Origin of the sequence: Proteus sp. FME41, assembly GCF_014897315.1 — a bacterium.
Classification (GTDB): domain Bacteria; phylum Pseudomonadota; class Gammaproteobacteria; order Enterobacterales; family Enterobacteriaceae; genus Proteus.
Genome location: NZ_JABUYL010000013.1, coordinates 47,813 through 71,847 on the forward strand (window position 1 = coordinate 47,813; position 24,035 = coordinate 71,847).

The 24,035-nt window shown below is 35.4% G+C and carries 20 protein-coding genes and 1 tRNA gene; 11 read left to right on the forward strand and 10 right to left on the reverse strand.

What is annotated here, in order from left to right; translation table 11 throughout:
- Nucleotides 1–44: 44 nt before the first annotated feature.
- Nucleotides 45–132 (reverse strand) — tRNA-Ser (locus tag INT04_RS12900).
- Nucleotides 133–448: 316 nt separating this feature from the next.
- Between INT04_RS12900 and ghrA the strand changes: the two genes are divergently transcribed.
- The 4 genes from ghrA to INT04_RS12920 all read left to right on the forward strand — a co-directional run bounded on the left by ghrA (nt 449) and on the right by INT04_RS12920 (nt 6,185).
- A complete protein-coding gene (gene ghrA, locus INT04_RS12905; RefSeq protein WP_193016516.1) occupies nt 449–1,390 on the forward strand; it encodes a glyoxylate/hydroxypyruvate reductase GhrA in 942 nt (313 codons plus the stop codon).
- Between the two features lie 205 nt (nt 1,391–1,595).
- A complete protein-coding gene (locus INT04_RS12910; RefSeq protein WP_193016517.1) occupies nt 1,596–4,496 on the forward strand; it encodes a hypothetical protein in 2,901 nt (966 codons plus the stop codon).
- Nucleotides 4,497–4,744: 248 nt separating this feature from the next.
- Nucleotides 4,745–5,353 (forward strand): 2OG-Fe(II) oxygenase, encoded by a 609-nt coding sequence (locus INT04_RS12915; protein WP_193016518.1) that lies wholly within the window; start codon nt 4,745–4,747, stop codon nt 5,351–5,353.
- Between the two features lie 259 nt (nt 5,354–5,612).
- The gene (locus tag INT04_RS12920) at nt 5,613–6,185 is read left to right on the forward strand and encodes a molecular chaperone (protein WP_193016519.1); all 573 of its coding nucleotides are present in this window, start codon (nt 5,613–5,615) and stop codon (nt 6,183–6,185) included.
- A 109-nt stretch (nt 6,186–6,294) separates the two neighbouring features.
- Here INT04_RS12920 and INT04_RS12925 read toward each other — a convergent pair whose 3' ends face one another.
- Complete coding sequence (locus INT04_RS12925) at nt 6,295–6,849, reverse strand: lipoprotein (RefSeq protein ID WP_193016520.1); 555 nt, start codon at nt 6,847–6,849, stop codon at nt 6,295–6,297.
- A 42-nt stretch (nt 6,850–6,891) separates the two neighbouring features.
- Nucleotides 6,892–8,094 (reverse strand): multidrug efflux MFS transporter MdtH, encoded by a 1,203-nt coding sequence (gene mdtH, locus INT04_RS12930; RefSeq protein ID WP_193016521.1) that lies wholly within the window; start codon nt 8,092–8,094, stop codon nt 6,892–6,894.
- A gap of 196 nt (nt 8,095–8,290) precedes the next feature.
- Here mdtH and rimJ point away from each other — a divergent pair, with 196 nt between their 5' ends.
- Nucleotides 8,291–8,872, forward strand: a complete 582-nt coding sequence (gene rimJ / locus INT04_RS12935; RefSeq protein WP_193016522.1) for a ribosomal protein S5-alanine N-acetyltransferase — start codon at nt 8,291–8,293, stop codon at nt 8,870–8,872.
- Nucleotides 8,873–8,947: 75 nt separating this feature from the next.
- Here rimJ and INT04_RS12940 read toward each other — a convergent pair whose 3' ends face one another.
- Nucleotides 8,948–9,583 (reverse strand): GNAT family N-acetyltransferase, encoded by a 636-nt coding sequence (locus INT04_RS12940; RefSeq protein WP_193016523.1) that lies wholly within the window; start codon nt 9,581–9,583, stop codon nt 8,948–8,950.
- A gap of 105 nt (nt 9,584–9,688) precedes the next feature.
- Between INT04_RS12940 and INT04_RS12945 the strand changes: the two genes are divergently transcribed.
- From INT04_RS12945 to INT04_RS12955, 3 genes are all read left to right on the forward strand, one after another.
- Complete coding sequence (locus INT04_RS12945; protein WP_193016524.1) at nt 9,689–10,285, forward strand: TetR/AcrR family transcriptional regulator; 597 nt, start codon at nt 9,689–9,691, stop codon at nt 10,283–10,285.
- Between the two features lie 147 nt (nt 10,286–10,432).
- A complete protein-coding gene (gene murJ, locus INT04_RS12950) occupies nt 10,433–11,968 on the forward strand; it encodes a murein biosynthesis integral membrane protein MurJ (protein ID WP_193016525.1) in 1,536 nt (511 codons plus the stop codon).
- A gap of 1,029 nt (nt 11,969–12,997) precedes the next feature.
- Nucleotides 12,998–13,270 (forward strand): hypothetical protein, encoded by a 273-nt coding sequence (locus INT04_RS12955; RefSeq protein WP_193016526.1) that lies wholly within the window; start codon nt 12,998–13,000, stop codon nt 13,268–13,270.
- Nucleotides 13,271–13,408: 138 nt separating this feature from the next.
- Here INT04_RS12955 and argS read toward each other — a convergent pair whose 3' ends face one another.
- Entirely contained in the window at nt 13,409–15,139 is a 1,731-nt protein-coding gene (argS, locus tag INT04_RS12960) for an arginine--tRNA ligase (RefSeq protein ID WP_193016527.1), read from the reverse strand.
- 171 nt (nt 15,140–15,310) lie between these two features.
- On the opposite strand from argS, the gene INT04_RS12965 reads away from it, so the two are divergent.
- Nucleotides 15,311–15,865 carry a VOC family protein gene (locus INT04_RS12965; RefSeq protein ID WP_193016528.1) on the forward strand — a complete coding sequence of 185 codons (555 nt, stop codon included), beginning with the start codon at nt 15,311–15,313 and terminating at the stop codon, nt 15,863–15,865.
- A gap of 154 nt (nt 15,866–16,019) precedes the next feature.
- Nucleotides 16,020–16,772, forward strand: a complete 753-nt coding sequence (gene cutC, locus INT04_RS12970; RefSeq protein ID WP_193016529.1) for a copper homeostasis protein CutC — start codon at nt 16,020–16,022, stop codon at nt 16,770–16,772.
- A 159-nt stretch (nt 16,773–16,931) separates the two neighbouring features.
- Here cutC and INT04_RS12975 read toward each other — a convergent pair whose 3' ends face one another.
- The 5 genes from INT04_RS12975 to INT04_RS12995 all read right to left on the reverse strand — a co-directional run bounded on the left by INT04_RS12975 (nt 16,932) and on the right by INT04_RS12995 (nt 21,983).
- A complete protein-coding gene (locus INT04_RS12975; protein WP_193016530.1) occupies nt 16,932–18,506 on the reverse strand; it encodes an ATP-binding cassette domain-containing protein in 1,575 nt (524 codons plus the stop codon).
- Nucleotides 18,507–18,734: 228 nt separating this feature from the next.
- A complete protein-coding gene (locus INT04_RS12980) occupies nt 18,735–19,541 on the reverse strand; it encodes a hypothetical protein (protein ID WP_193016531.1) in 807 nt (268 codons plus the stop codon).
- Between the two features lie 129 nt (nt 19,542–19,670).
- Nucleotides 19,671–20,645 carry a tRNA 5-methoxyuridine(34)/uridine 5-oxyacetic acid(34) synthase CmoB gene (gene cmoB / locus INT04_RS12985; RefSeq protein WP_193016532.1) on the reverse strand — a complete coding sequence of 325 codons (975 nt, stop codon included), beginning with the start codon at nt 20,643–20,645 and terminating at the stop codon, nt 19,671–19,673.
- The gene (gene cmoA / locus INT04_RS12990) at nt 20,645–21,397 is read right to left on the reverse strand and encodes a carboxy-S-adenosyl-L-methionine synthase CmoA (protein WP_193016533.1); all 753 of its coding nucleotides are present in this window, start codon (nt 21,395–21,397) and stop codon (nt 20,645–20,647) included. The genes cmoB and cmoA overlap by 1 nt, the downstream gene beginning before the upstream one ends.
- 187 nt (nt 21,398–21,584) lie before the next feature.
- Nucleotides 21,585–21,983 carry an MAPEG family protein gene (locus INT04_RS12995; RefSeq protein WP_193016534.1) on the reverse strand — a complete coding sequence of 133 codons (399 nt, stop codon included), beginning with the start codon at nt 21,981–21,983 and terminating at the stop codon, nt 21,585–21,587.
- Between the two features lie 266 nt (nt 21,984–22,249).
- Between INT04_RS12995 and aspS the strand changes: the two genes are divergently transcribed.
- A complete protein-coding gene (aspS, locus tag INT04_RS13000; RefSeq protein ID WP_193016535.1) occupies nt 22,250–24,034 on the forward strand; it encodes an aspartate--tRNA ligase in 1,785 nt (594 codons plus the stop codon).
- Nucleotide 24,035 lies beyond the last annotated feature (1 nt).

Here is a 24,035-nt window from a genome sequence, read left to right on the forward strand (position 1 = left end):
AAAAAATAGAGCCTCGTTAAAAAACGAGGCTCTATCTTAGAATATGGCGGTGAGAGAGGGGTTCGAACCCTCGATACGTTGCCGTATACACACTTTCCAGGCGTGCTCCTTCAGCCACTCGGACACCTCACCATATTGTTGTTGGAGATATGCTTAACATCTCTCAACGGGGCGCTACTATAGGGAAAACGAGCATAAGCGTCAACTGCTAAATGCGTTTTTCTTTTAACTTTAGTATCAAGCAGTCAAATAAAAAACAATATGCACAAATGCTAGACAAATTATGCAGTAAACCAATGTGAATGTGGATGACTGTATTGAAAATAGAATTAAGTTTTTCGTTAACTGGTTAACATTCTCAACATTTTTATTAACAACTTATTCAAAGAGACTTGAAATCAGAACGTAACCCTCGCACCCTATGGTAAAAATGCTGGAGGAAGGCAAAATGAATATAATTTATTATCATCCTTTTTTTGATGCAGAGACATGGATTAATGGTATGAAGGCGCGTCTGCCTAATGCCAATATACGGACTTGGAAACCTGGCGATAATGAACCCGCAGATTATGCCATGGTCTGGCTTCCTCCCTATGAGATGTTAGCAAGCCGTAGCCACCTTAAAGGTATTTTTGCCTTAGGGGCCGGTGTTGATGCCATTTTAAAACAAGAGCAACAAAAACCGGGTACCTTACCAACAGGCGTACCCGTTATGCGTTTAGAAGACACCGGAATGGGACTTCAAATGCAAGAATATGCGATTGCTAAAGTGATGTATTACTTCCGCCGTATGGATGACTATAAACGTCAACAATCACAACGGTTATGGAAGCAACTGCCTTCCCACTCTTATAATAACTTTGTTATCGGTGTTTTAGGAGCAGGGGCCTTAGGGGGAAGTGTTGCGACTAAGCTCGCAGAACTGGGTTTTAATGTTCGTTGCTGGAGTCGTAGTAAAAAACAGATTAAAAATGTTGAAAGTTTTTATGGTAAAGAGCAGCTCAGTGATTTTCTAAAAGAGTGTAATCTACTGATTAATTTATTGCCTTATACACCAGAGACACATGGTATCTTGAATTTTTCCCTCTTTGAACAACTTAAGCCCTCTTCTTATTTAATTAATCTTGCACGTGGTGCTCATTTAGTTGATCAAGATTTATTAGAAGCAATAGAACAAGGACATATTGCTGATGCGACTTTGGATGTTTTTGCTCAAGAACCTTTAGCGGGAATGCATCCATTTTGGACGCATCCTCGCGTTTCTATTACGCCACATATTGCCGCTTTTACAATTCCAAATATTGCAATGGATACTATTGTTGAGAATATTCAACGAATTGAAAAAGGGGAGGCCCCTTTTGGTGTAGTCGATATGAGTAGTGGTTATTAAATATCTAGTATTCATATTCATATTTTAATTTTAGAAAATAGGCGATAATTTTTAGATTATTGCCTATTTTTTTATCATTACTTTCAAATAATATCACTTTTATTTTTTTTTATATAATGTAATAAAAATCTGGTTGTAAACAGATATCTCTTATCGTTTATCTTATTAATTATTACCTCATGCTTTCAATATGATGAGGTATACAATGATTAATGAAGTAAAAACTACAGTCAACAAATTAACGCCTATCGGTATTTTTAATGGGCGGAAAGAAAAAAATAAAGTAATATCTGTTGATAATAGTGATATTAAATACACTAAAAATAGTGATAAACAAAAAAAAGAAAAGTATTTTAGCTTAAATAGTGCTAATAATTATGTATACTTAGGTTCAACTAATATGCCCTTGCTTAATAATATGGGTGTCACACTTTCAGATGATGGGGACTTAATATTAATAAAGGGAAAAACACACGATTTGTTTACTGGATTATATCAAAAGTATATGAAGGGTGGGTTTAAATATAATGTTTTTAATATAGATTCTAAAAATAGTAATAACATTAAATTTAAAGAGCTTTATGTTAATTCAGAAGGCTTTTTAATTGGAAATAAAAGAACTAAAAATGAATTGGATAATGTAGAAGGAAATAATTGTGAACTCTATAAAATAAAATTCAAACAAATTGAAAAAGAATATAATTTAAACGATGACACATCAAATAATGTTGATAGTAAATTTATTGTTGAGTATGAAAAGTATATAGTTGAAGAGCACTTAAAACAAGATTTATCAAGTATTAATAATGTTATTGAATTGAAGGAGAATAATGTATTAAAAGTAAATAGAAAAGGGTTGGATATTATAATGGAAATTAAAGATAACCAGCTTTTTACAACAGGATTACCCGCTACACTAGAGTCTTATAATGATGAAGTTGACAGTAATGCTATCATTAAAAAGCATAAAGTTAAGCTTCCATTAAAAGAAACAGATAAAATATTAGCAATTAAACCAATATTAAATCAGATTCAACTCGTTGTTGATAAAGGTAATAAAATAAAAATATATTACCTTGATCCTTTAAATATTTTTGCTATTAAGAATTATCAATATGAAGTGACTCGTTTAAAACAGGAGCCTCCTTTATCTTTCTATTCAATGATTGGTGAAAATAATTATAAAAATTATCATTCAGGACAACCTTTTTCTACTCAAACAATTGGAAATTTTAGTAGCCAACATATTCCTTTTTTTTCTTCTATCATTGATAATGCTAGGGTCCATATTGATAAGGCAAAACAACAGTATGCATTAAAAAAATATACTGCAATGGCGGTAAATATAGCTAAAAGTATTGATCCTGGATTTAGGGGGTTATTCTCTAATATTAAAGCATTAATAAATTCATCAATATTACCTCATAAAAATAAAAATATAGCTTTATATGGAGTAAGAAAAAATATAAGTAAAGATTATGCTGTGCTTAATAAAGTTATTAAAGGGATAAATAATGGAAAAACACAAGGTGAAATTATTTATTCTTTAGTCAATGAATTAAAAGAACAAGAGCGTATTATCATTAACCATGCCAATGATATCCGTGCATTCTTTGGTATCAATGCTTTCTATTTACCAGGTAATATTGGCGTAAATGCTTTTGTATTAGCTCATTATGCAAAAACACACTCCTTGATGCTTTCAAAAAATGAAAAAGAGGAAGTTATATTTTCATTTATTAATACGATGAATACAGATATCACTGCTGGTTTATCAGCAGGTGTTGGGGGATTTAATCAACGATGGAAGAATAACAATATTGATTATGGCGTTGTAACTCCTATAATGGCAAGCACATTACTTAATGTAAATTATGATAAGCAATCTAATTTTTCATTTAAAATTGGTTTAGAGAATGTTAGTGAATTTATTAATCAAGGGCTCGATATCTCAGAAGATCTGCTTAAATATAATTCAACATTGGAAGGAAATGAAAAATTAACACTTTTATTTGGAAATGAAATAAGGAGTGAAATGAGTTTTAATGTTGATGTCAGTGTTAACCCCAATACCGGGGTTACTATTCCTAGAAATGCAATAGGTGCCAATATAGTATTGAATTTTCTTAAGCTTGATTTAAATATAAATAAATTTATTGGTTATGGTGAGATAGAAAGTAAGACATCAGACAAAAATATTAATCTTAATTTTTTTGATCTTGGTTTTGAATTTTATCGAGACTTAAAATTTACACCATCCACAACAAGTTCTACTAATAGTATCCAATGGTATCCTTTAGCTACAATTAAAAACTTTGAGATAATGGCACAGAAAAAAATTAATTCTTTATTCAATATGGTTATTTTTGATAGTAGAAATAAACAAGATAAAAAAGAATTTGAAAAAAATAAAAAAGAGCTAAAAGGAATATATAAACGAGTACTTAAAATAAATAAATTATTTGATACATACCCTAATCAATATGATGTTTCTAATAAAATTAATAAACTGGATGATATTAGCTTAGCGTTGTCATCTGATAAGAAATCAAAAAATAAGCTCAGTTATAGACTAAGTGAAACGAAATTTGATTTTATAAATCAGATTATCAAAAAACCGATAAGTTTAGTTAGTGAAAATAAAAAAATAAAACAATTTTTATTAGATTTAAAAGAGAGAAAAGAAACGCTTTCTTCACAAGAGAAAGATAATATGAATGAAAAATTTAAACCTTATGTAATTTCTAAATATAAATTAGATCATAAAAGTGTGGATATTTATATTAAGAATAAAATAAAAATTAAAAATATTCTTGAAGAAGTTAAAAATAATGAAAATATCACCCTTTATGATATAAAAAATAAATTGGATGAGTTATATAATGAATGTAAAAAAGAATTAGATAAAATTGAGTATCAGCTTGATTCTGTAGAGGTTATGTCTGTAAGTGAATTAGCAGAGAAAACAAAGTCGTTACCTCTGTTTTTTTTACGTTTAGGAAGCAGAAAAACAATTATTCATCATCAAGTAAAAGGAGAAATTAAATTTTTCTATGATAAGAATAAAGAACAACTAGAAAACATATCAGCTAAGTATTATTTTTAAATTAATCATTTGTTTTTCTTATGAGTTTGGTGGGTTTAGTCGTAAGTGACTCTTATAAAAAGATATTTTATATAAAATTTATTTGTGAACCTTAAAAGATAAAATTTTATTTATCTTGTTATTTTTTACTTTTATAGTATTTATCTCTGATAAATTGCTATTATCGAAAAGATAAATTTATTATATTGTAATTTTACTTAACTTGGTGATATAAAGTAGTTTCCCATGTTTATCAGACAGTATACTTAATGAATATAGCAGAACTTCTTGAGCAAATTGCAGAGAAAGGATGGTGTGTGTGGGATAATTTCCTCACGCCAGAGGCTGTTCAGCAACTACGTGCTTGTTTTGGCGATAATGCACAGCAAGCCCGTATTGGCCGTCATGAGAATAGACAAGCAGAAACAACAATACGTAGCGATAAAATAAGTTGGTTAGAACCTGAAATGGGAATGCCTGTCCAACATTATTTAATGCAAATGGAATCTATTCAACGTGCTGTTAATCGTGAGTTTTTTTTAGGCCTTTTTGAATATGAAGCGCATTTTGCGTGTTATGAGAAAGGGGCTTTTTATAAAAAACATCTTGATGCTTTTAAGGAAAATATCACTCGACGCCTCACTACGGTGTTATATCTTAATGAGGATTGGACAAAAGAAGATGGTGGAGAATTAGTGATTTATGATTTAGACGATAATCCACTTGCGACAGTTGCTCCCAAAGGAGGGCGCTTAGTTGTTTTTCTTTCTGAACAATTCCCTCATGAAGTGCTTCCTACTTATAAAGAGAGGATCAGTATTGCAGGATGGTTTCGTGTAAATGGTGTAAGAGATAATTTTCTTGATATCGCAAGTTAACTAATACAATAAAAATGCTGTTGTCATAAAAGAGTTTTAATGTCGTTATGATAAAACTGTTTTAAAAGATAAGTGGCATGGGATTAGGCGCGTTTCTTATATTAAGTAATAGACTTAATGATAAGAGCGCGCTTTTTCTGTTTTAAGAGATTAAATACCGTAAAATTTATATTAATAATAAAGAGTAAATGAAGAAAAAAAGTTGATTTTCTTACTATTAGACGCACAATAATGCGAAACTTTATAGGAAAAGAATACAATGAATGAATTTTCAATCGTTTGCCGGCTTTTAGGTTCATTATTTCAACGTGACCCAAGTGATCCTATTTTAGCGCCTATTATTAAAATGATTGGTGAAGGGAAACTAAGTCAATTATGGCCATTAGAACAAGATGAGCTATTTAATACATTAAAAGAGAGTGTAAAAGATTTAGCGATAGTTAAAGCAGATTATCAATCACTTTTTGGTCATGAAACACCCGCCGTTTCTATTTATGCTCATGATTATGAAGAAATTAAAGAAGAAGATGTTCGTCAATTTTTAGTGGCAAGAGGCATGCCGGTAACGGAAAGTGCAACGGATAGCTTTGGTGCTTTATTGCTTGCAGCCTCATGGCTTGAAGATAATTCAACCGAGGATGAAGTTTTAGCTCAAATACAATTATTTGATGAATACTTATTACCTTGGGCAGGTACATTTTTAGGTAAGGTTGAAGCTCACGCAACCAGCCATTTTTATCGTACATTGGCAGCAATTTCACGTGGTGCGTTATCTGCATTACGAGAAGAGCTTTCAGATGATGAAGAAGGTGAAGATACCGATACAGAGTGATGCAATATTTTCTTTGTTAAAGTATTTTACGACTCATAAAAAAGGCAAACCATTAGGTTTGCCTTTCTCAGTAATGACGATAAATATTTTTAATCAACTCGTGTAACTATTAGAGTTGGATGACGAATTTACCCGGTTTAACCTCAATTCCTTTAGCCAGCTTAAACGCAGCAGCTTGAGCACTGTTTTTTTCAGGGTTTAGTACATAAACAGGATGGTTATCAAAGTAAGTTGTGATTGTTGTATCTAGGTAAGGTTTTAGTGCCACAATCACAGCATCCATTTTTTCAGGTGATACTTTATAGCTATCAATAGCCATTGATTTTATGTAGATGGCCCCTTTATCGGCTTGGTAAAAAGGCTGACCTGATAATGTAAGATCAATCTTTGCACTCGTTTTACCAAAAAATGAATTAATATTCAGGTCGGCTGTACCAGAAAGATTAATTTTACCCGGCTCACTACGACCAATCTGTATTGAAAGATTGCTTAATTTAATATCAGCAGATACAACATCATCTTCTCCAATATGTTTTTGAAGATTTATTTTCTGGCTAATATAGTCATTAATAAGGTTTTCACTCACATCAAATTGTTTTAGCTGATCACAGCCTGTGGCCAAACAGGTTAATACTAATGTGATTGTTAGAAAAATAGCTTTCATAAACACTCCTTGATCATTGATAAGTAAGAGTTTACCTGATAACTAAGGAGTAAGCATGGCTGATTCTATTTTTTTACGATTAAATTGGCGATGCAGTGCGTAAAGTGTTATTAACCCGACTGTTCCTAACAAAAACCAAGGCAATTCTGGCATATCAAATTGTTTGCCTAAATCATACATCCATCCACCACCTGTATAGCCAATGACACCACCAAAAGCTAATCCTAAGCGACTAAATCCCATGTAACTACCACGAGCGCGAGGATCGGCAAGTGATGCACTTAAGGTTTCACGGGCTGGCTCTGCAGTAATGGTGCCAAGGTAAAATAAGCCAATAATCAAGAAAATACCTTGTAATGAATGGATCATTCCAACAGGAAACATACTGATACTCATCAAAAATAAGCCAGCCATTAAACGCTGTTCTAACTTAAAACGCTTTTCACTCCAGCGTGCAATTGGGTACAGCAAGGTTAAAGAGAGCAGCGCTTCAATAGCATACATCCATTTTACTGCTGTAGGTGTACCTGCAATATCATTGACGATGATAGGAAACATCAACATGACTTGAACGGATAAGACAAAATAGCCAGTGAGCGTTAAAACATAGCGGACAAAACGCTTATCCAGTATTACGCGGTTTAAACCTTCTTTAATCGGGGTTCTAGTTGTTGATATCCGGTAAGCAGGTAATAACCAAGCATTAAATAAGGCGGCTATAACAAAGACGCCAGCACCTACCCAGCACACTAAATGAAAATCATACAGTAATAACCAACTGCCGATAAGTGCACCAATAACAGCTCCCGCACTATCTTGCATCAATAGCAAAGAATAAAAACGACCCCGCTCATAAGGACGCGTTAACTTAATAACCAGTGCAGTACGGGGAGGATCAAATAACGTGCCGCCTAATGCAGATAAAATGCAAGATAACCACAGTATCCACGGTTGATCTGCCATTGCCATTAAAGCAAAACCTAACGCACGTAATAACATCCCCGTTATTATCATGGGTTTTGCACCAAAACGGTCTGCAATCGCGCCGCCAAAAATACCAAGGCCTTGCTGTACGAGCTGTCTAAGACCTAATGCAAAACCAACAACAACACCAGCCCAACCTAATTGTTCGACGAAACGAATAGATATAAGTGGAAAAACAACGAAAAAACCTAAGACAACTAACATATTGTCAACTAGGAGAAAGTATTTACCCAAAGTACGGGCTTGTGTTACCAGGGCCATTACTCACCATCAATTAGTAAATAATTTAAATAAAATAAGGGGGGAATGAAATAATTTATTTCTTCGTCTATTCTGTCTTTTATTATGTGTAATTCCTAGTAAATTAAAGATGATATTTTTTTATTAAGGTTAGTGGCAGAATAAGAAGAGTTGCTTCAGAATTAGACTATTTATATCAAAGGATAATGGGATCGTAATGTTTGGCTATCGTGGTGGAATTCCTAAAATTCGTTTTGAAACGGAAAGAATGATAATTCGTTTAGCTTATGAAAGAGATGCTGAAAGGTTGGCTGATTATTATACATTAAATCGTCGTTTTTTAATTCCATGGGAACCATTAAGAGATAAAACACATTATTTACCTTCTGGTTGGGAACATCGTTTACAATTTATGAATGAGTTACATCGCCAAGAAAGTGCTTTTCATTTTTTGTTGTTAACGCCTAAAGAAGATGAAATTATTGGTGTGGCAAATTATAGCAATGTCATGCGTGGCGCTTTTAATGCCTGCTTTTTAGGGTATTCTGTGGGTGAGAAATGGCAAGGTAAAGGCTATATGTCTGAAGCATTAACAGAGACACTCCGTTATATGCAACGTCAACAAGGTATGCACCGTATTATGGCAAATTATATGCCTCATAATTTACGCAGTGGCAATTTATTAGCTAAACATGGTTTTGAGCGAGAAGGTTATGCAAAAAATTATCTACAAATTAATCAAGAGTGGCGAGATCATGTGCTAACCGCGTTGACAACACGAACTTATGTTAAACGTTAATCCTTATTATTGAAAATAAAGCACTGTTTATAATAAGATTGAACATGTTCTTATAACAGTGCTTTTAGTTACCTTTTAATCGATCTTTTTCAACATATAATACCAATGTTGAATGTGAAAAATAGAGAGTGTTAAGCGTGATGACTCTTCTCTTTCAATATTAAATCCATTCTTTTTATATAAATAAAGCGCACCCTCATGATTAACATCTACATAAAGTGATAAATACGCTTTTTTCAGTATGTTTTGGCTATATTGGGTTATCCATTGAAGTATTGCATAAGCAATGCCATGCCCTTGGTAGGATGATAAAACAGCAATATGTGCTAAATAAACTTCATTATCATTTGGCGTGTAGTCAAATAAAGAAAAGAAAATTTTTTGCTTAATATACTGTGTAATACCAAAGCGCCAATAATAAAAAAATGGCGTTTTTATAAAGGAATTTAAAGTAAAATTAGCTTCTTTTATCACTAAACAAAAGGTAGCAATTATTTTCTCATTGTCAGTAACAACAAATTGTTGGCTATTCTTTTTACAGGCGAGTGTATTCCATATAGCTTCTAATTGCTGACGTTGCTTAGGAATAGTGCTATCAATATTAAAAGCGTGTAATTTAAAACAAAATGCTTGTGCAAATAATTGAATAATTTCAGGAATATCTGAAGGTGTTGCAAGACGAAGCTTATAGTGTTCATGAAATAATTGCATGATATCGTTACTCTGCAATAATAGGGTTAACTTTTAGACTGTTTGGTCTATCTTTTTTATAGACTAATCAGTCTAATTTATTTTGTCCAGAGATTTTTAACCGATATGAATAAGACCGTGACAGAAAAACAGAAAGCGAAAATGAAGCATATTATTGATGCCGCGATACGTTGCTTTGCTGTAAAAGGTTTTCACTCCACTTCAACAGCAGAAATCTGCCGTGAAGCAAGTATGAGCCCAGGAAATGTATTCCATTATTTTCCTAATAAAAATGCCATTATTGAAGCTATTGCAGTAGAAGATGCGCAACTCTTTGATGATATTTTTTGTCGTTATGAAGCCCAAGAAGAGAGTATTCAAGCAATTATTCATGTAATGAAGGAAATCATAGAGCTCTATAATCATCCGCAATATGCACGTATCAGCATTGAGATTTTTGCTGAAGCTTCACGTAATGCGAGCATTCACGAAATTTTTATTGAAAATGAAAGAAACAATAAACAACGTTTGATTGCAATGCTAGAGAGCGGTATTAAAAAAGAGCAAATTGATCCGACGTTAGAACCAGAGAAAATTGCGGCTTGGCTATTAGTCATTGCGGATGGCTCAATGGGAAGAAATCTTATCGACCCTGAGTTTAATGAAAGTGAGAACCAAAATATGCTGGAATTAATGTTGAGAAAGATATTGGCTAGGCCATAAATAACATGTGTTTTTCTCTTATTGGAATTAGCTAAACGTCAGTTGAAACTGCTTATTTTTAGCCAATTGAGGATTGATTTTTCGATGTTAGAGACGGAGTATAGTCCCTTTCTTTTTATTCCATTCAACAAAAATTAGAATGACTTTATGAATTTACTTAAATCACTTGCCGCTGTGAGCTCCATGACTATGTTTTCACGAGTCTTAGGGTTCATTCGTGATGCAATCATTGCGCGTATTTTTGGCGCAGGTATGGCAACCGATGCTTTTTTTGTTGCGTTTAAATTACCAAATTTACTTCGCCGTATTTTTGCTGAGGGTGCATTTTCACAGGCATTTGTTCCTATCTTAGCGGAATACAAAAATCAACAAGGGGATGAAGCAACTCGCACTTTTATTGCTTATGTGTCGGGAATGTTGACACTGATCCTTGCCGTTGTCACCGTGATCGGCATTGTGGCTGCACCTTGGGTAATTTATGTTACTGCACCCGGTTTTAGTAGTTCACCTGATAAATTTCAATTGACGACAGATTTATTACGGGTCACCTTTCCTTATATTTTTCTTATTTCTTTAGCTTCATTAACAGGCTCAATTCTTAATACGTGGAATCGTTTTTCTGTTCCTGCATTTGCACCAACACTGCTTAATGTCAGCATGATCTTTTTTGCTCTTGTCGTTGCGCCTTATTGTAATCCACCAATTATGGCATTAGCGTGGGCCGTGGTTGCGGGAGGTGTGTTACAACTGGCGTATCAATTACCGCATTTGAAGAAAATTGGTATGCTGGTATTACCCCGGGTTTCATTTAAAAATAGTGGAGTATGGCGAGTTCTTAAATTAATGGGGCCGGCCATTTTGGGGGTTTCTGTTAGTCAAATATCATTGATTATCAATACGATTTTTGCTTCTTTCTTAGTTTCAGGCTCTGTTTCTTGGATGTATTACGCAGACCGACTTATGGAATTACCTACCGGTGTATTAGGTGTGGCATTAGGCACTATTTTATTACCATCATTATCTAAAAGTTTTGCCAGTGGTAATACGCAAGAGTATAGAAAACTGATGGATTGGGGACTAAGATTGTGCTTCTTATTAGCATTACCTTGTACCATTGGTTTAGCAGTATTGTCTGGTCCTTTAACTGTTTCTTTATTTCAATATGGTAACTTCAATGCACATGATGCATTAATGACACAACAAGCGTTAATAGCTTACTGTGTTGGGTTGATGGGACTTATTATTATTAAAATCTTAGCTCCCGGTTTTTATTCTCGTCAGGATATTAAAACGCCCGTAAAAATAGCCATTGCAACACTTATCCTTACGCAACTTATGAATCTAGCATTTGTGGGTAGCTTACAGCATGTCGGTCTTGCGCTTTCTATAGGTATTGCGGCTTGTTTCAATGCATCAATGTTGTTCTGGCAAATTCGTAAGAAAGATATCTATCAACCTTTAGCGGGGTGGCCTGTATTTTTGTTAAAACTGACGATTGCACTTGTGGTCATGGGAGCAGTTTTAGTCGGAATGTTATGGATAATGCCAAGTTGGGATGTTGGCAGTATGCTAATGCGGATCTTACGTCTGTTATTGGTTGTTGTAGCGGGAGCGGGTAGCTATTTTGTTGCTTTATATGCGTTAGGTTTTAGACCACGCCATTTTTCGTTACGCGCTTTATAGTTTATGGTACAGACTCCTTGCTACGGTGTTAAGCGCGAGGAGTCTTAAACCAATAATGTTTTTGTTAGCATCACTTCGGTTATCTAGATCCTTCCTCTATTTTTAGACTATTTATAATGCCACTCAGATCACATTTTTAGCATTTAATTCAGCCCGCCATATTTATTGCATTGAGAGAAAAAAACAAAAAATAGGCTGGGGAGAATTTTACTAGATTCTTTTTTTATTAAATTTTTTTTCCAATCATTGAACGATTCATACAGTTTTTCGGCATTTTAATATGACTTTTATCTGTTATTGATAAATAAATCTAAACATTAAACATGCCGAATATCTTTAGATAATTTGTCTACTAAAGGTGTGGTTTTACATAAAGTAAAAAAATAGACGCTATATTCTAAACACTTATGGTTTGATAAATTATCTTTTTTTAGATAAACTCTCTGGTGTTGTCTAGGTTTAAAAAATGACACATCTGTTAAATATTTCTTACTTAATGATGATATATTACAAATATTTCAAAATATTGCAGTATATTTTAAAATATTTGATTTTTTTGATTTAAAACATATTATTATTTCTTTATTCAGGTAGATTAACCGTGACTGTAAAGTTATTTGCTTGTTATCGTTCAGTACTACTGAAAGTAATCATATCTATTTTGTCTGCGCTTCAAATAGGTAAATACGATTGCTGGGGATAAGCAGTGAACAATAAGTCGTGTAAATAATGAAAATAATATTGAATCTATTATTAATGGGTAATTAGGTTACTGAGAATTCAGTATGGTACACTAATTATTACTTTCATTTGTTCCGTCTTTGTTTTCTGTTTTTCCCTCTCTTTTCAAATCCTTCGCAATATTTCTCACTTTTTTCATTAATAGCTCAATAACTCAAATATTTCTTCATTTGTTCGCTATACTCAAAGCAGTTGTAAACTATTAGATATTTCTAGTTTGAAGACTACTAAACAATCATTCGATGATTTTTAGTAAAAATAAAAATAAAAGAGTGTCAAGGAGCTACTATGAAAAAAGCAATTATCATTTCTGTATCATTAGCTACGCTATTTCTTGCAGGTTGTACGGCGGACGGAAAAATTAATACCTCAAAATTAACACCAGTTAACTGTGTTGGTGTATTTGACAAGACTAATGAGAAGCTGTCATTCACAGCTAAAGATGTCAATGACCGCCTTTATAGCCCAAGCAAACCAATAGATAGTGTTGATGGCTGGATTGAGGCGAAAGATATCAGAGGGCTATTGTGTCAGGATGTTATAACTGCTAACGAAGATTAATGATTAAGTAGCATTGGACGTTGAATTGGAGTGAGCAATTGAAGTGGTTCTCTCGTTATATTGAATAAATTAATAAAAAAACCGATGGTTAAATTGCCATCGGTTTTTTTGTCACTGTTATTTGATAATAGGGAAAAATTACATTCTATCGACCGTTTCAATACCTAATGTATCTAAACCTTGCTTTAACGTTCTCGCTGTTAAACGAGCCAGTTTTAAACGGCTTTGGCGAGTATTTTCATCTTCAGCGGATAAGATAGGGCAGTTTTCATAAAAACCAGAGAAAGATTGTGCTAGATCGTAAAGATAAGCGCACATCACATGAGGTGTGCCATCTCGTGCAACCTGCATAATAGTCTCATCAAATTGTACTAAACGTAATGCTAATTGTTTTTCATGAGATTGAGTTAATGCAATAGGCTGTGTTAATGAGTTTTCATCAATGTCAGCACGTTTAAAGATTGAAGCAACGCGTGTATAGGCATATTGCATATAAGGCGCAGTATTACCTTCAAAACTTAACATTAGATCCCAATCAAAGATGTAATCTGTTGTACGGTTTTTAGATAAATCAGCATATTTAACCGCACCGATACCGACAACTCGAGCAACATTATTTAATTCTTCTTCATCCATATCAGGATTTTTTTCAAGAATTAAGTTACGAGCTCTATCATAAGCTTCATCAAGTAAATCGGTTAAACGAACTGTACCACCAGAACGTGTTTTAAATGGGCGACCATCTTTACCTAGCATCATGCCAAACATATGATGCTCAAGTGACATTGATTCAGGAATATAACCAGCTTTACGTACAATCGTCCACGCTTGCATTAAATGCTGATGCTGGCGAGAGTCGATATAATAAAGAACACGATCAGCATGTAGGTTTTCATGACGATATTTCGCACAAGCAATATCGGTTGTTGTATAAAGGTAGCCACCGTCTTTTTTCTGAACGATAACACCCATTGGTTCGCCTTCCTTATTTTTATACTCATCAAGGAAAACAACGGTTGCACCTTCACTTTCTACAGCAAGGCCTTTCGCTTTTAGGTCAGCAACAATACCAGGTAACATCGGGTTATAAAGACTTTCACCCATAATGTCATCTTCAGTCAAAGTGACATTAAGGCGTTGATAAGTGACTTGGTTTTGTTGCATGGTGATATCAACGAGTTTACGCCACATGGTACGGCAATATTCATCACCACCTTGCAGTTTTACAACGTAGTTACGGGCACGCTCTGCAAATACGTCATCTTCGTCATAGCATTTTTTAGCTTCGCGATAAAACTCTTCGAGATCCGATAACGCCATATCTGCGGCATTTTCGTTTTGTTTTTTTTCTAAATACGCAATCAACATACCAAATTGCGTTCCCCAATCACCTAGGTGATTAGCTCGAATAATATTATGGCCTAAGAAAGATAAAGTACGTGCACTCGCATCACCGATAATGGTGGAACGTAAGTGACCCACATGCATTTGTTTCGCAACATTCGGCGATGAATAGTCGATAACAATAGTTTGAGGTGCGACTGGGGTAACATTCAAATGTTCATCAGCTAATGCATTATCAGCTTGTTTAGCTATCCATTCTTGGGTTAGAAAAATATTGATAAAACCAGGGCCTGCGATTTCAACTTTATCTGCAATATCGGTAATATCGAGCTTTTCCAGAATTTTTTCTGCGAGTTGTCGGGGTGGGATCCCCATTTTTTTTGCAGCTCCCATGACACCATTTGCCTGATAGTCACCAAATTGTACTTTAGCTGACTGACGGACAAGAGGTTCGCTATCAGCGGGTGCGCCAGCAGCACACATTGCCACACTGATTTTTTCTGAAAGAAAAGCCTGAATATTCACCGGGTTACCTTAAATTATTGAGAAAATAAAACCTGAAGACAGATGCCTGCCAAGTTTATTATAAAGAATTGGGATTAACCTTGAATTTATAACATATTCCAGCTAGGACATGCTACTATCTGAGCCTTATCTTTAAGGTTTTTTCTCTGTTTTTCATTAAGGTTGCTCAAAATGGCGTTATTTTCTTCAATACCTCAATTAAATGATTTAAATCGTGAACTTCCATTCTTTGAAGAAAATATGATGCAATTTGCTAATAGTATAGGTTTAGATTTAACACGGTACTCTACCGATCATGTATCGTTACGTTGTCACAATTTAGAGTTGGCAACGCAATGGCAAATAGGGCTAAGTCAATGTGGAAAGTGTATTTCTGATAATGTCATTAATGGGCGACCTATTTACCTATTTCAGTTAGATACGCCATTAATGATTTTAAATCAGCCTATCTCTATTATTGAATTGCCATTTCCAACACATAAAACATACGAATACCAAGGTTGGGAACATATAGAACAAGTTATTTCCATTGAACCTACTGAATTAGTGAATAAAGTGATGTCATTTTTACCTCAACCTTTACCAGAGGGAATTGGTTTAAAAATCAGTGAGCCTAAAGGGGAAAAAGAGCGTTTGCCTAATCCGACGGTTGCTATTTCTAATGGAAAAGTCACTGTGAAGTATCATCCTTATTCGTTACTTGAAATCGTAGAAAGTGAGTGTTGAGCGACATTTTCAGAAAATAGTTTGCTTGTGTCAGCACAAAATTCTGATGGTGGAATTGAATGAATAACGATATTCGACAACTATTGTTAGTAATCGCTAAGAAATGATATTTATTTTCTGATTACTTTCTGTATTAAGGATAAAGAGGGATGATATGGCTACGTTGGAGATTTGTTGTTTTGGCGCAGAATGTGCGTTGATAGCAGAACGAGCAGGCGCAGATAGAATTGAGCTGTGCACCAGCCCATCGGAAGGTGGCATTACGCCAAGCTTTGGGATGCTAAGACAAGTTAGGGATCTTGTTCGTATACCCGTTCATCCCATTGTACGCCCTCGTGGTGGTGACTTTTGTTATACACAAGCTGATTTTTCAGCAATGAAAAATGACATTAGTCTTATCCGCGATATGGGGTTTTCGGGTGCTGTTGTGGGTCTTTTAAATGAAGAAGGGCATATTGATCTCCCTAAAATGGAAATCTTAATGGAACTTGCTGGCCCATTAGCGATTACTTTTCATCGTGCTTTTGATATGTGTATTAATCCGCTATTGGCATTAGAACAGCTTACTCAATTAGGCGTTTCTCGTATTTTAACGTCAGGGCAACAGGCAAATGCGGAGCTTGGCTTATCTTTATTACGAACATTAAATGAAAAAACGAAAGGCCCCATCATTATGGCGGGTGCTGGTGTAAGACTAAGTAATATCCAAAAATTCTTAGATGTAGGCTTAAAAGAAATTCACAGTTCCGCAGGGAAAGTCGCCCCCTCAACTATGGTTTATCGTAAAGCTGGGGTAACCATGAGCTCAGACAGTGAAGTCGATGAGTTTACTCATTACTGTGTTGATGAAGATACGGTTGAAGCAATGAAAGATATTATGAGCATTCATGCACCTTTAGCGTCTTAAATTTAATAAAATAAGCTTGAGCTAAAGATTCGAAGACTGCGCCAAAAAAGCGCAGTCTTACGTTCTGGTGAGTTAAATTCTTACTCTCTATTAATAGAACATCATTAGTTTTTATGTCCTTTATTCTTCCAAATATATTGCAATAAATCTGTATTGTATTTACTCAATATCTTCTAATAATAATGTATGTGTTATACCGCAACGCTCAACAAAGGCTTCATCGTGAGAAATTAATAATAATGTGCCTTGATATTCGATTAGCAAATTTTCTAACAGTTGTTTAGACTCAATATCAAGATGATTATCGGGTTCATCAAGCAATAATACCGCAGGGGGCGTTGGGCTGTGGGTTAATGCTAATAATGTCGCTTTTAATTGTTCACCACCACTTAATTTTTCAAGGGGAAGCAAAGATTTATCGCCTCTGATCCTTAACATACCAAGGCGTGTTCGCCATTGTTCGATAGAAATAGCGGGTTGATATTGGTGTAAAGCGTGAGCAACGGGTAATGTTTTATCAAGTAGAGCAAGATGTTGATCGAGGTAACAGTAATCCTGATTAAGACGAAACTCTCCTGATAATGGTGTGAGTTTTTGGATCAAACATTTTAATAATGTTGATTTCCCACCCCCATTTTTACCTTTAATATGCCAATGTTCATTACCGTAAGCGGAAAATGAAATAGGGCGTTGGTAACCATACGGTAGTTGAAGATTATCAACAAACACATTTAAACGATGGCCTTCACTTTGATAATTCAAGGTGATTTTTTGTTGATGGATATGCGATTTTTCCTCATCCACATTCTGTTTTTGGGATTGCATATCTTCGATAACACGCTGATGCCGTTTAGCAACGGCAGATTGACGTTGTTCTGCTCGATTTTTTTGCATATCAAGCAAAAGTAAGCATTGAGAGCCACTTTGTCTGATAGACTCGCCTTGTCGTTTGCGCTGTGTTGCCTTTTGTAATGTGGCTTGTTGTTGACGTTTCTCATTTTTTATTTGGCTATTTAATCGTTCACTAGCGGCCTCTAAAGAGGCAGTTTCTGCCTCTTTCTGCATTTCATATAAGGCATAATTCCCCCCATATTCAGATAAGCCCTTTTCACTTAATTCTAAAATAGCATCCATATAAGTGAGCAAGTTACGATTATGACTCACGATCAACGATCCTGCTTTGTGTTGTGCTAATTGTTTCACCAGCCATTGCTGCCCTTGGTAATCAAGATGATTATCAGGTTCATCTAACAGAAGAAAACTATCTTCACATAAAAAGGCATGGCAAAGTGCCAAACGTGTTTGTTCACCACCACTAAGATGTGCAATAGGTGTCTCAAGTGCGACAGGAAGTTGTGCGGAATTTAATAAATTTTGCCAAGTAACGGGGAGTTGCCATTTATCATCAAGCAACTCAATATCTTCCAGTGTTGCAATGCCAGCATCAACACGTTTGAATGCTTGATGGATCTCATTAATACCTAAAGCTTCAGCAAGTGTATTACCTTGTAATCGTGTTAATTGATCAACGTGAACAAAGGGTCTGTTCCAATTAATTTGCCCTGAAGTTGGTAATATTTTTTGTGCTAATAATCTTAAGAGCACCGACTTTCCTTTACCATTATGACCAATTAAGGCATTTCGCTGACATGCGAGTGAACGAGTTAAAGGGGGAAAAAGGGCTTCTTGATTAAATTCGATATTAAGTTGTGAAAAGTGACAGGCTATTGCCATCGTGAGACCTCCTATGAGAAATAGGTGGCAGACAGCCGAGATCTTTTTTAGATACGACGAAATAAACTATTGTCTGCCAGTAACAGAAAATGAATACCAATGCGGTATTTGAAATAATTTTCTGGCAGAATTTAGTTCATCGTGGGGAAGTCCCTTCTTAAATGTAAATGGAGTAATAACGAGCGTATTAAAACATGAATAAATAAGAACAACAAGCGTTGAATAACGCTATCTGCGATTGCGTATTTTGATTTTTAGCATCATGCGTTTATAAATTGGTAATAGATTAATATAGGTAATACAAGCTAAAGGAATACTATAAAATAGGGTGCCGTAAGCCATGCCTACATGAGGAACATTAAAATAATCACTGTGTTGCGGAATTAAATAGAGATAATCAATTTCATTTAAATATTGTGGTGTTAATCCACCATAAGGCACTAAAAATTGAAAAATAAGTACAGAGAAAAGGCATAACATAAAATTAATAACTAATAGTGCAGAATAGAGTAGGTTTTTTCCCATTTCTTCTTTTGTTTTTACTTGGTAACCACTAATTATACGATTGGCGATGATCACAGCGTAAAGCCAAATAATTAAATTTTCATCACCCATAATCATACTATTGATAATTAAAGCAAAAATACTATAAATTGGGATGAGTGCAAAAATAAATTTAGTGCGTGCAAATGCAGCCATAAATACGCCAGAATGCACAAGAATAAATTCAAATAAAAATAAAACCGTAAGATTATAAATGGTTTGAACAGAAAAACGCTCAGGGAGCCACCAAACAGTAATAATAAAAGCGACGTATAAAATCTGTGTGGCATAATCAAATAATGAGAAAAAAAGTTGAATGCCACGTTGTAATGGCGTTAATGGTAGCGCTTTTACCGATGTTGTTTCTTCTATAAAGGATGAAAAAAGAGGATCATTATATTGTTGGCATTTATTTTTTTGTAAAAGAGACTGTTGCTTCTTTTGAGTTATTTTCTTTTGATTAGCCGCTTTGTTTTTTGATGTATTTGCCATAATTTTTCTTTAAACGCTTATCAGAGAGTAAAAATAGAGTTAAAGATAATTTTAATAAGAAAGTAACGACGATATTATGGAAAAAGGGATATTAAATAAATTGATATCCCTTTTAAATAAAATAAAAACTTAAGGCTTAGTTGCAATTAATATTGCACGTTTAGGGGCAGGATAGCCTTCAACTGTTTTTGTTTTATCATTCACATCTAAGAAGGCATCTAATGAATCCGTTACCATCCAATCTGTTTTACGTTGCTCATCAAGTGAAGTTGTGTTTTCATCGACAATGCGGACATCGTTAAAACCACATTTTTCTAGCCACACTTTTAGCATTTTCGCTGATGGAATAAAGTACACATTACGCATTTGTGCATAACGTTCACCTGGGATCAAACATTGGAATTCATCACCATCAATGACGAGGCTTTCTAAGACTAATTCGCCTCCAGAAACCAGTTGGTTTTTTAATTGCCATAAATGATCAAGTGGTGAACGACGATGATAAAGTACACCCATAGAAAAAACGGTATCAAAGGCATGTAAATCGGGCATTTGTTCAATACCAATAGGAATTAAATGCGCGCGCTGGTCGTTACCTAATAATTTTCTGACGGCTTCAAATTGGCATAAAAAAAGCTGAGTGGGGTCAATTCCCACAACAAATTCAGCGCCTTCCCCTAACATTCGCCACATGTGATAACCGCTACCACAACCCACATCTAGTACTAAACGGCCTTCAAGTGGTGAAAGGTGAGGCAATACTCGATCCCATTTCCAATCTGAACGCCATTCTGTGTCAATATCAACACCATAAAGGGAAAAAGGACCTTTTCGCCATGGCATTAATGATTTTAAAATATTATTTAAACCAAGTTGTTCTCCCGCACTTAATGCCGGGGTGCTATTGGCGATAACGCCTTTTTTTAAATCAAGTTCAGAGGGCGTGATTTCGGGCAAGTTTTCTAGCATTCTTTCCCATGATGCAAAATGACCATGTAATGCATAAGAACGCCATTGTGTAAGTTGAGCGGGTAAGGTTTCTAACCAATGAAATAAGCGCTCATCTTGCGCAATATGTTGATAAAAAGAGCCGAAATTAATCATTAGTTATTGCCTTTAATCGCTAAAAGAGAGCCGAAATTAAAACATTGGAACCAAACTTCTGCATGTGAAAAACCGGCACTATGTAAGCGAGTTTTATGCATTTCAACAGAGTCTGTTAGCATGACATTTTCTAGCATGCTACGTTTTTGACTGATTTCTAATTCACTGTAACCATTAGCACGCTTAAAATCATGGTGCATATTAAACAGTAGTTCACCAATCTCTTTATCTTCAAAACTAAATTTTTCAGAAAGGACTAACACTCCACCCGGATTAAGACCTTGGTAGATTTTATTTAATAATGTTTGGCGATCATGTGGTTCTAAAAATTGTAGGGTGAAATTAAGCACCACCATTGAGGCGTTGTTAATCTCGATATCAAGAATATCCCCTTCAATAATATCAACGGGTGTTTCCGCTTTATAGGCATCAATATGGCGCTGACAACGTTCTACCATAGCGGGTGAATTATCAATGCCAATAATTTTGCAACCTGCAACATTAATATTACGGCGCATAGAAAGGGTAGCCGCACCTAAAGAACAGCCTAAATCATAGATTTGGCTATTAGGTGTAACAAAGCGACCAGCAAGCATTCCAATCATAGAAATGATATTAGAGTAACCCGGTACTGAGCGTTTTATCATATCTGGGAACACTTCAGCGACTTTTTCATCAAAGCGCCAGTCACCAAGGTTAGCAATAGGTGTCGCAAATAAGCTGTCTTGTTGTGATGATTTTGAGTTCGACATAACTAAAATAGGTTTAAGGAATAAAAGAAGTGAGCATTCTACCAGAAGCGACGGTGCTCACAAAGTTGCATTATTTAGAAAGAAATTGGAAAAAATAAATAAACCTTTTTGATACCTTGCCGTTATTAGAGACAACAGCAAGGATGTCGGTTTTGATCATGGATGATCATGTTATTCCCACGAGGACTTAATAATAAAAGGAAAAGATTTGTATCCAAGGAAGGAAATAAATATTAGCAATGATCATCAATACCATTGATAAGTAAGTGGCGGCCATGCCTGAACGACGCCAACGAAGTTCGCGGTGTTTTAATCCATAAGAGTGTAAGAAGCGACCTGCGATTAAAATTGAGCCACAGATGTGTACCATCCAAACAAAAGCACCATTCATTTCCATAACCAGCAGTAAGATCATGGAAATAGGAATATATTCTACCGCATTGCCATGAACGCGGATGGCTGTTTGTAATTCATAAAAACCACCATCACCATAAGCAACCCGATATTGTGTTCTGAGTTTTACAACATTGAAGGACAGTTTAATCAATAATAGTGCGCCCAGTACGATATAAAGCGAGCTAACCATCTTTTCTCCATTGCCAAAGCCAAAAAACGGCGAATTTAATGATAAACCTCAAAGCGACTTCTGTCGCTATAAATAATTATTATTAATTAATTGTTTGGGGATTAGCAAATCCTTGAAAAGATGTATCATATAAACTAGGTCTATACTCTTATCTCCATGAAGAATTTTCGTTATAATGTCTGCCTTTTTTTTGACACTACTCGAAAAAGACTATTGCCAAAATTTCCGCAGCAGAAAGCACAACAAGCTGAGTAAAAGGATATTGTATGCGTACTAATTATTGTGGGCAGTTGAATAGTGCCCATGTGGGCCAAAAAGTGACTCTTTGTGGTTGGGTTAACCGTCGCCGTGACTTAGGTGGGCTTATCTTTATTGATATGCGAGATCGCGAAGGTATTGTTCAAGTCTTCTTTGACCCAGAGCAGAAAGAGGCATTTTCTCAGGCAGCAGAACTGCGTAATGAATTTTGTATTCAAGTCACAGGAACAGTACGCGCTCGTCCTGATAGCCAAGTTAACAAGAATATGGCAACAGGTGAAATTGAGTTAGCGGCAGAATCTCTGTCTATTTTTAACCGTTCAGAGCCATTACCGTTAGATAGCAATCAAACAAATACGGAAGAGCGTCGTTTAACCTATCGTTATTTAGACCTGCGTCGCCCTGAAATGTCAGATCGCTTAAAAACTCGTGCCAAGATCACAAGTTTTGTTCGTCGTTTTATGGATGGTGAAGGTTTCCTTGATGTTGAAACCCCAATGCTAACCAAAGCGACACCAGAAGGCGCGCGTGACTATTTAGTTCCAAGCCGTGTGCATAAAGGTAAATTTTATGCATTACCACAATCACCACAGTTGTTTAAACAACTGTTAATGATGTCTGGTATTGACCGTTATTATCAAATCGTAAAATGCTTCCGTGATGAAGACTTACGTGCTGATCGCCAACCTGAATTTACACAAATCGATGTTGAAACCTCTTTCATGAGTGCAGACCAAGTGCGCGAAGTGATGGAGCGTATGATCCATGCTTTATGGTTAGATATTCTAAATGTTGATTTAGGCGCGTTCCCTGTGATGACCTTTGCGGAAGCAATGCGTCGCTATGGTTCAGATAAGCCTGATTTACGTAACCCAATGGAACTCAAAGACATCGCTGATTTAGTTAAAGATGTTGAGTTCAGTGTGTTTGCACAAGCTGCAAATGATGAGAATGGCCGTGTTATCGCACTGCGTGTACCTGGTGGCGCATCATTAACCCGTAAGAATATCGATGAATATACACAGTTTGTCGGCATTTATGGTGCGAAAGGCCTTGCGTGGATGAAAGTCAACGAAAGTGCAAAAGGTATTGAAGGTGTACAAAGCCCAATTGCTAAATTCCTAACGAACGAGGTTGTTAATCGTATTTTAGAAACAACGGGCGCAGCAGACGGTGATTTAATCTTCTTTGGTGCGGGTCGTAAAGGCACAATGAGTGATGCAATGGGTGCGTTGCGTTTGAAAGTCGGACGTGATCTTGAACTGACAGACTTAAGCGCATGGAAACCATTGTGGGTTATCGACTTCCCAATGTTTGAAGAAGATGAAGATACCGGTGGCTTAAGTGCAATGCACCATCCATTTACGTCACCAAAAGACTTATCACCTGTTGAGTTGACCGCACATCCAGTGGGTGCAGTGGCGAATGCGTATGATATGGTCATTAACGGTTATGAAGTGGGTGGTGGTTCGGTACGTATTCACCGTAATGAAATGCAACAAGCGGTGTTTAGCATTTTAGGTATTTCGCCAGATGAGCAACAAGAGAAATTTGGTTTCTTATTAGATGCACTAAAATTTGGTACGCCACCACATGCCGGTTTAGCTTTTGGTTTAGACCGTTTAGTGATGTTGTTAACGGGAACGGATAACATTCGTGATGTTATTGCTTTCCCTAAAACAACTGCGGCTGCATGCTTAATGACTAATGCACCAAGCTTTGCTAATGCCGATTCTTTAAAAGAGTTAGCGATTGCAGTGACTCAAAAAGAAGTTAGCGAAGATAAAGAGTAAA

Coding starts and splice junctions, on each gene's coding strand:
- ghrA (WP_193016516.1), top strand. CDS start 449: ATGAATATAATTTATTATCATCCTTTTTTTGATGCAGAGACATGGATT.
- INT04_RS12910 (WP_193016517.1), top strand. CDS start 1,596: ATGATTAATGAAGTAAAAACTACAGTCAACAAATTAACGCCTATCGGT.
- INT04_RS12915 (WP_193016518.1), top strand. CDS start 4,745: ATGAATATAGCAGAACTTCTTGAGCAAATTGCAGAGAAAGGATGGTGT.
- INT04_RS12920 (WP_193016519.1), top strand. CDS start 5,613: ATGAATGAATTTTCAATCGTTTGCCGGCTTTTAGGTTCATTATTTCAA.
- INT04_RS12925 (WP_193016520.1), bottom strand. CDS start 6,849: ATGAAAGCTATTTTTCTAACAATCACATTAGTATTAACCTGTTTGGCC.
- mdtH (WP_193016521.1), bottom strand. CDS start 8,094: ATGGCCCTGGTAACACAAGCCCGTACTTTGGGTAAATACTTTCTCCTA.
- rimJ (WP_193016522.1), top strand. CDS start 8,291: ATGTTTGGCTATCGTGGTGGAATTCCTAAAATTCGTTTTGAAACGGAA.
- INT04_RS12940 (WP_193016523.1), bottom strand. CDS start 9,583: ATGCAATTATTTCATGAACACTATAAGCTTCGTCTTGCAACACCTTCA.
- INT04_RS12945 (WP_193016524.1), top strand. CDS start 9,689: ATGAATAAGACCGTGACAGAAAAACAGAAAGCGAAAATGAAGCATATT.
- murJ (WP_193016525.1), top strand. CDS start 10,433: ATGAATTTACTTAAATCACTTGCCGCTGTGAGCTCCATGACTATGTTT.
- INT04_RS12955 (WP_193016526.1), top strand. CDS start 12,998: ATGAAAAAAGCAATTATCATTTCTGTATCATTAGCTACGCTATTTCTT.
- INT04_RS12965 (WP_193016528.1), top strand. CDS start 15,311: ATGGCGTTATTTTCTTCAATACCTCAATTAAATGATTTAAATCGTGAA.
- cutC (WP_193016529.1), top strand. CDS start 16,020: ATGGCTACGTTGGAGATTTGTTGTTTTGGCGCAGAATGTGCGTTGATA.
- INT04_RS12975 (WP_193016530.1), bottom strand. CDS start 18,506: ATGGCAATAGCCTGTCACTTTTCACAACTTAATATCGAATTTAATCAA.
- INT04_RS12980 (WP_193016531.1), bottom strand. CDS start 19,541: ATGGCAAATACATCAAAAAACAAAGCGGCTAATCAAAAGAAAATAACT.
- cmoB (WP_193016532.1), bottom strand. CDS start 20,645: ATGATTAATTTCGGCTCTTTTTATCAACATATTGCGCAAGATGAGCGC.
- cmoA (WP_193016533.1), bottom strand. CDS start 21,397: ATGTCGAACTCAAAATCATCACAACAAGACAGCTTATTTGCGACACCT.
- INT04_RS12995 (WP_193016534.1), bottom strand. CDS start 21,983: ATGGTTAGCTCGCTTTATATCGTACTGGGCGCACTATTATTGATTAAA.
- aspS (WP_193016535.1), top strand. CDS start 22,250: ATGCGTACTAATTATTGTGGGCAGTTGAATAGTGCCCATGTGGGCCAA.